Origin of the sequence: Sphingomonas asaccharolytica NBRC 15499, from assembly GCF_001598355.1 — a bacterium.
GTDB lineage: Bacteria > Pseudomonadota > Alphaproteobacteria > Sphingomonadales > Sphingomonadaceae > Sphingomonas > Sphingomonas asaccharolytica.
The window spans coordinates 1-5,971 of the sequence record NZ_BCYU01000142.1; the positions used below are offsets into that span (position 1 = coordinate 1).

General features: G+C 66.5%; 7 protein-coding genes and 1 pseudogene. 6 read left to right on the forward strand and 2 right to left on the reverse strand.

Going from position 1 to position 5,971, the window contains the following annotated elements:
* Positions 1-378, forward strand: a 378-nt coding sequence (locus SAS01S_RS21365; RefSeq protein ID WP_245657066.1) for an RcnB family protein, incomplete at its 5' end; no start/stop codon positions are given.
* A gap of 41 nt (positions 379-419) precedes the next feature.
* A complete protein-coding gene (ruvB, locus tag SAS01S_RS21370; RefSeq protein WP_066813154.1) occupies positions 420-1,454 on the forward strand; it encodes a Holliday junction branch migration DNA helicase RuvB in 1,035 nt (344 codons plus the stop codon).
* A 266-nt stretch (positions 1,455-1,720) separates the two neighbouring features.
* Here the strand turns inward: ruvB and SAS01S_RS21375 are convergent, their stop codons facing one another.
* The gene (locus SAS01S_RS21375) at positions 1,721-3,151 is read right to left on the reverse strand and encodes a hypothetical protein (RefSeq protein WP_066813155.1); all 1,431 of its coding nucleotides are present in this window, start codon (positions 3,149-3,151) and stop codon (positions 1,721-1,723) included.
* The gene (locus tag SAS01S_RS21380) at positions 3,148-3,879 is read right to left on the reverse strand and encodes an ABC transporter ATP-binding protein (RefSeq protein ID WP_066813160.1); all 732 of its coding nucleotides are present in this window, start codon (positions 3,877-3,879) and stop codon (positions 3,148-3,150) included. The genes SAS01S_RS21375 and SAS01S_RS21380 overlap by 4 nt, the downstream gene beginning before the upstream one ends.
* A 98-nt stretch (positions 3,880-3,977) precedes the next feature.
* Between SAS01S_RS21380 and ybgC the strand changes: the two genes are divergently transcribed.
* The 4 genes and pseudogenes from ybgC to SAS01S_RS21400 form a co-directional block, all read left to right on the forward strand.
* A complete protein-coding gene (gene ybgC, locus SAS01S_RS21385; protein ID WP_066813162.1) occupies positions 3,978-4,448 on the forward strand; it encodes a tol-pal system-associated acyl-CoA thioesterase in 471 nt (156 codons plus the stop codon).
* 7 nt (positions 4,449-4,455) lie between these two features.
* Positions 4,456-5,148: a protein TolQ gene (tolQ, locus tag SAS01S_RS21390; RefSeq protein WP_066813164.1), complete on the forward strand. Its 693-nt coding sequence runs from the start codon at positions 4,456-4,458 to the stop codon at positions 5,146-5,148.
* Positions 5,149-5,196: 48 nt separating this feature from the next.
* Complete coding sequence (gene tolR, locus SAS01S_RS21395) at positions 5,197-5,637, forward strand: protein TolR (protein ID WP_066813166.1); 441 nt, start codon at positions 5,197-5,199, stop codon at positions 5,635-5,637.
* A pseudogene (locus tag SAS01S_RS21400) lies at positions 5,634-5,971 on the forward strand (hypothetical protein); the annotation flags it as partial. The gene tolR and the pseudogene SAS01S_RS21400, both read left to right, overlap by 4 nt.

A 5,971-nucleotide genomic window follows, 5' to 3' on the forward strand; every position in this document is an offset into this window, starting at 1 on the left:
GGCCCCGGCAATGGCGGCGGTGTCGTTCGCCCGCCGCGGCCTCCGCGGCCGCCGGTGACCAAGCCGATGCCGCCGTTGCCCCGGCCGCCCAAGCCCGGCAAGCCGCATCGCCCCGGCGCCGGCCGCCCGCCCAATTTCCGGCCGATCCATCGGCCGGGCTGGATCTATCCGCCGGGCTGGCATTATCGCCGCTGGACGATCGGACTCCTGCTGCCCGCCATCTTCGTGGGCCATCATTATTATTACGACGATTGGTGGCAGATGGGCCTCGAGCCGCCGCCTCCCGGCTATCGCTGGGTGCGCTATGGCCCCGATCTGCTGTTGGTCAATGTCCGCACGCGGCGCGTCGCCGACGTGATCTACGGCGCATTCTACTGACCGCGTGACAAATGGGGGCGTGCACAGGTAGGGAACGTTCGATGGACGAACCCGCCCGCCTGATCACGCCCCAGCGTCAAGCCGAGGATGTCGACGCGGCGCTGCGTCCCAAGACGCTCGACGAGTTTGTCGGGCAGAAAGCGGCGCGCGAGAATCTGCGCGTGTTCATTTCCGCGGCCAAGACGCGCGGCGATGCGCTCGACCATGTCCTGTTCTTCGGGCCGCCAGGGCTCGGCAAGACCACGCTCGCCCAGATCATCGCGCGCGAAATGGGGGTGGGGTTCCGTGCGACCAGCGGGCCGGTGATCGCCAAATCGGGCGACCTCGCCGCGTTGCTGACCAATCTCGAAGACGGCGACGTGCTGTTCATCGACGAGATCCACCGGCTCCAGCCAGCGGTAGAGGAAGTGCTCTATCCGGCGATGGAGGACCGGGCGCTTGACTTGATGATCGGTGAAGGGCCGTCGGCGCGGTCGGTGCGCATCGATTTGCCCAAATTCACCTTGGTCGGGGCGACGACGCGGCAAGGATTGCTGACGACGCCGCTGCGCGATCGCTTCGGCATCCCGGTGCGGCTCAATTTCTACACGGTCGATGAGTTGGAAGCGGTGGTCACGCGCGCGGCGCGCCTGCTCGGTCTCCACGTCTCGGCGGATGGCGCGCGGGAGATTGCGCGGCGCGCTCGGGGCACGCCGCGCATTGCCGGGCGGCTGCTGCGCCGGGTGCGCGATTTTGCCAATGTCGCGGGACGCGAGACGGTCGATGCGGTCGCGGCCGACGCCGCGCTCAACCGGCTCGAAGTCGACAAGCTCGGGCTCGACGCGATGGATCGCCGCTATTTGATGATGATCGCCGACATCTATCGCGGTGGCCCGGTCGGAGTGGAGACGCTCGCGGCGGGCTTGAGCGAGCCGCGCGACACGATCGAGGAAGTCGTCGAGCCTTATATGATCCAGCTTGGCCTGATCGCGCGCACGGCGCGCGGGCGGTGTCTCAACCCTTCCGGTTGGAAGCATCTCGGTCTGAATCCGCCCGCAGGCGCGCAGGATGGGTTGTTCGATCAACCTGTCAAATAGTGCCTCCCTGGCAACGGCCGGGCCGGCGGGGCCGAGATTTTGACTCGCACAAAGGCACAAAGCCACGAAGATTTTGTCGCGCAGAGGCGTGGAGAAGGCGCGCGCGGCAGCGCGCTTTTGTTTCCCGTCATCATTGAATGAAAGGCTGCTGACGCAGCTAGGCAAAACACCTCAGCACTCTCTGCGCGAAACCAACTCTTTGTGCCTTCGTGGCTTTGTGCGAGTCAAAATCTCCGCGCCTCCGCGCGGATCGACCGCGGCAATCGTCAGCCGATGAAATAGACGATCGCCGCGGCCCCGCCGCCAAAGATCGCGGCGACGATCATCACCAGGATGCCGGCAATCGCGCTGCCGCCGCGCCGCTTGGCGAACGCCGAGCGCTGGCCCGGTTTGGCCAGTTTGAGCTCGATATAGCCCGCGATCGTTCCGCCGATCGCGGTGGCGATCAGCGATACCAACGCACCTAGCGGCGATCGACCTACCGTCGCGATCGCGATCGGCAGCAAGGCGGCGATCGGTGCCGCCATCAGCAAGGCTGCAGCGAGCTTGGCCTGATCGACGCGCGCCTTATCGACCGGGGCCACCGCGATCAGCTCGGGTGCATCCTCGCCCGACACGGCCAGCCAGGCAAAGCTGCCCGTGAGCTGGGTCGCCACCAGCACGCTGGCAAAAGCGAGGCCAGGTGCGATCAGTCCGCCACCTCCGCGAAACGCGACCAGCATCAGCGGCACCAGATAGACCAGGCGCAGGATGATCTGGAACACCAGACCGGGATCGCGCGCGAGCAAGCGCCATTCCTTGGCGAGGACGGACCGGAACAAGCCGGCATGGAACAGGCGAGCGCTCGCTTTGCCGGTCGGCCGCGTCCCGCTCAGCCGCATTCCGGCATCCTGATAGCCGCTCAGGAACAGGCGCTGCAGCACCGCGCCGGTGCCCGTGAATAGCGCGACCCCGATCGCCAGCAGGATCGCGAGCGACACCGGATCGCCGAATGCGGCATGGCCGGGCACGCCGCTCCATCCGCTCTCGCCCCATCCCCAGGCGCGTAGATCCCGGAAGACCACGACAAAGGACGATTGTCGGCCCTGGCCGCCATGCGATAGCTGGCTGACGAGGAACAGGGCGCCGCCCAACACGGCTGCGGCGACCTGACCGACCGTGCGCGCGGCGCGGGGGCCGGCGATGCTGGCGAGCGCGAGGGTGATGGCGATGCCGATTGCGGCCGCGCTCAGCGCCAATGCCACCAGCAGCGCGACCACGCCCAACAGATGCGGATGGCCCAGGATCGCCACCGGGACGACCACCGGCAACAACAGCCCGCCATAGGTTAGCACGATCATGCCGGCGATTCCCGCCAACTTGGCGAGCAGCACAACCCGGCCCTCGATCGGTGCGGTCAGCAGCAAATCGAGGTCGCGGCTTTCGTACAAGGTCTGCTGGCTGCCCAGGATCGCCTGCGTCGTCATGAACGATAACGCGACGACCGACGCGGCGAGGATCCCGATCCCGATCTCCGCGCGATAGTCGATCGGCACGCCCATCAGGAAATAGGCGACCGTCGTGCCGGCCACGAGGTAGAGGCCGAGCAACACCAGGGCGAGTACCTGACGCTTGCCGCTGCGTCTGCGGCCGCGCCAGGCGAGCCGCAATTCGTGCCGGGCCAGCCAGGCAAAGCTTCCGGGAGCCAATCGGGTCACGCCCCGCTCGTCAGCCGGATAAAGGTATCCTCGAGCGTCATGCCCTCGGTCCCGGCACGGTCGCGCAATTCGTCGAGCGTGCCCTCCGCGAGCAATTTGCCGCCGCCGATAATGCCGATGCGGTCGGCCATGCGCTCGGCGACTTCGAGGATGTGGGTGGTGACGATCACCGTCTTGCCGCGCTCGACCTGTTCGCGCAGCGCATCCTTGACCGAGCGCGCCATCGCCGCGTCGAGGCCGGTCAGCGGCTCGTCGAGGATCAGCAACTTGGGATCATGGATCAGGGCGGCCGCCAACGCGACCTTCTGCTTCATGCCGCGCGAAAAGTTCTCGCACCTGGTGTCGCGCTGTTCCCACAGATCGAGCCAGTGAAGCAGCCGCTCGGCTTCTTCCGACGCCACATGCGGGTCCATCCGCCACAGCCCGGCGACGAAGGCGAGATATTCGAGCGGGCTCAATTTGTCGTAGAGCATCGGCTCGTCGGGCAGCCAGGCGGTGATCGCCTTGGCCGCGATCGGATCAGCTAGCGCATTCACCCCGAAAATCTCGATGCTGCCCGCATCGGGCCGGGTCAGGCCGGTGACCATCCTGAGCGTGGTGGTTTTGCCCGCACCGTTCGGGCCGAGCAGCGCATAAAGCTGGCCACCGGCGATATCGAGGTCGAGGCCGGTGATGACGGGTTTGTCGAACGCCTTGGCAAGGCCGCGAATCCGAAGGGCTTCTGTCATTCCGCCGAGGGTTTAGCCCCGCTCGTCGCGCCGTCCAGCGCGAAAGCTGGGACCAATTGAGTTTGCCTTGGCAGCCGGGTCCGGTAGAGCGTGGTGTTATGACGGCAATCGGTATCGACCAGCCGGTCGAAGGACGCTTCGACGGACGCGAGCACCGATTCCCGGTGCGCGTCTATTTCGAGGATACCGATCTGTCGGGCGTGGTCTATCACGCCAATTACCTGCGCTACATGGAGCGTGCGCGGTCGGACATGCTGCGGCTGGTCGGGATCGATCAGCGCGCGGCGATGGAAGCCGGGGAGGGCGCCTATGCGGTGTCCGACATGGCGATCAAATTTCGCCGCCCGGCGAAACTCGACGACGCGTTGGTGGTTGTTTCGCGACTGACACGGATTCGCGCCGCGGCGGTGCATATTCATCAGAGAGTCATGCGGGGACCTGAATTACTGGCAGAAGCGGAGGTGATCGCAGCATTGGTCGCGCCCGACGGACGCCCGAAACGCCAGCCGGCACACTGGGCGTCGGCCTATGCAGGGCTGATCTGTACACCCGAAGAACAAGGGGACTGAAGACGTAATGCATTGGAGTTTGGACCTTTCCCCCGGATCGACCTCACCGATCGCGCTGCTGCTGCATGCGGACATCATCGTTCAGATCGTCATGGCCGGGCTGCTGCTCGCCAGCATCTGGACTTGGGCGATCATCATCGGCTTCTCGACCAAGATCGGCGCGACCCGGCGCAAGATCGACAAATTCGAAAAGGATTTCTGGAAGGCGGAGGATATCGACGCTTTCTACAAGCTGCACGGTGATGACGAATTGCCGGTGGCGCGCGTGTTCGCGGCCGGCGTATCCGAATGGCGCCGCTCGACTGCCGGCGGCGTGGTCGATCGCGAGGGCATTCGCGAGCGCCTCGCCACCGCGATGGGCTCGGCCGTTGCCGGGGAAGCGGACAAGCTCGCCGACCGGCTCAACATCTTGGCGACAGTCGGGTCGGTCGCCCCGTTCGTCGGGCTGTTCGGCACCGTCTGGGGGATCATGTCGAGCTTCACCGGTATCGCCGCGGCGCAGAATACCAGCCTGGCGGTGGTCGCCCCCGGCATCGCCGAGGCGCTGTTCGCCACCGCGATCGGCCTGTTCGCGGCGATCCCTGCGGTGATCGCCTACAATCGCTTCAGCCACGGCGTGAACCGGATCGAGGCGCGGCTGATCCGCTTCGCCGATGGGTTCCATACGACGTTGAGCCGCCAGCTGGAGGCGAAGCGGTGAGAGTGATGACATGTCCATTCCCCTCCCGTTTACGGGAGGGGCGATAACGTGGCCATGAATCTCCCCTCCAGCCGCGCCAAGGGACGGCGCGCGCCGATGGCGGACATCAACGTCACGCCGTTGGTCGACGTCATGCTGGTACTGCTGATCATCTTCATGGTCACCGCGCCGCTGATGACCGCGGGGGTGCCGGTCAATCTGCCCGATAGCCGCGCCAAGGCGCTCGACCAGGATCAGAAGCCGGTCGACATCGCGGTCGATCGCGACGGCACGATCCATATCGGCGACGACGCCGTGACGATGGAGGAACTGCCCGACCGCCTCTCGGTGATCGCGAGCGAACGCCGCCAGGCCGACAAGCCGCCCCAGATCTTTCTGCGCGCCGACAAGGCGCTCGATTATGGCCGCGTGATGGAAGTGATGGGCGAGCTCAACCGCGCGGGCCTCACCCGCGTCGCGCTCGTCTCCAACGCCAGGGAGCGCCAGTGAGCGGCATCGCCGTCTCCCCTATCCTGCGCCCGATCCCTCAGGAGCGCCACGACCGGTTGTGGACCGCGATCGGCGTGTCGCTGCTCGCGCATATCGTCCTGTTCACGATCCTGTCGCTGCTGCCGCCCTCGCCCCCGCCGCCGCCGGTCGCGCCGATGGACGTAACGATCGCCGACGATGTCGGGCTGAAGGCAGGCGCCCCCAACACGACGGTCGATCCCGCCGAGAGCAAGGCGCCCGATATCGGCAATCCCGAGGATTCGGCGCCGCCCGCGCCGGCCGAGGACAAGGCCGAGCCGGCGCCGCCCAAGCCCCAGCCCGAAGCCGCGCCGCC

Coding starts and splice junctions, on each gene's coding strand:
- ruvB (WP_066813154.1), top strand. CDS start 420: ATGGACGAACCCGCCCGCCTGATCACGCCCCAGCGTCAAGCCGAGGAT.
- ybgC (WP_066813162.1), top strand. CDS start 3,978: ATGACGGCAATCGGTATCGACCAGCCGGTCGAAGGACGCTTCGACGGA.
- tolQ (WP_066813164.1), top strand. CDS start 4,456: ATGCATTGGAGTTTGGACCTTTCCCCCGGATCGACCTCACCGATCGCG.
- SAS01S_RS21380 (WP_066813160.1), bottom strand. CDS start 3,879: ATGACAGAAGCCCTTCGGATTCGCGGCCTTGCCAAGGCGTTCGACAAA.